Origin of the sequence: Haloferax sp. KTX1, assembly GCF_902410085.1 — an archaeon.
Classification (GTDB): Archaea; Halobacteriota; Halobacteria; order Halobacteriales; family Haloferacaceae; genus Haloferax; species Haloferax massiliensis.
This window is the reverse complement of record NZ_CABPRH010000033.1, coordinates 1-858: the sequence shown is the minus strand read 5'-3', so window position 1 is coordinate 858 and position 858 is coordinate 1. Positions and strand designations below refer to the sequence as shown.

Annotated in this window: 1 pseudogene; it reads left to right on the top strand. The window is 59.1% G+C overall.

From position 1 onward, the window contains the following. Nucleotides 1-212 precede the first annotated feature (212 nt). Nucleotides 213-858 (top strand): annotated as a pseudogene (locus FY251_RS20575) (AMP-binding protein); the annotation flags it as partial.

Sequence of the window (858 nt, the reverse complement as noted above, 5' to 3'; positions counted from 1 at the left end):
GTCGAACAGTGATCTGTAGCTCTCTTCGGGCATCGAGCCAAACGGCGTTTGCCCTGCGCCGATGAGATACGCGTCCCGCATACATGGAACTCTGAGGGTACTGAAAAATAGCTTTGCATCACTTGCCGACAGTCACACAGCAAGCACGACCGGCACTCGGAGTGGTCAATCCCAAACCATTTTATCACTATCATTCCACTCTATCATTGACGATGGTGTACAAGCAACTGGAGGCGGCTGACCGTACAGAGCTGCGTGCGTTGCAAACCGACCGATTACAGGGGGTTGTTACGCACGCCTACGAGAACGTCCCGTTTTATCGGGAGAAGCTCGACGAAGCGGGCGTCTCGCCCGAAGACATCCAGAGTATCGACGACATCACGAAACTGCCGATGACGACGAAAGAGGATTTCCGCGACGAGTACCCCGATGGCCTGTTCGCCGTCGACGATGCGGACGTCGCCCGGATCCACGCGTCGTCCGGGACGACCGGGAAGCCGAAAATCGTCTCGTACACGGATGACGACCTCGACAGCTGGAGCGAAGTCGTTGCCCGTTCGCTGGCTGCGAGTGGGACCGAACCGGGCGACACCGTCCAGAACGCCTACGGATACGGGCTATTCACCGGCGGATTGGGGCTTCACGACGGAGCCGAGGAGCTGGGGGCCACAATTATCCCTATCGGGAGCGGCCAGACCCAGCGACAGGTCGAGTTGATGACCGACCTGGAGAGCGATGTGTTCACATGCACCCCGACGTATGCGCTGTACCTCGCCGAAACGGCCGAGGAAATGGGCCACGACCCCAGCGACCTGCCGATCTCGACGATTATCTTCGGAGCGGAACCGTGTACCGATC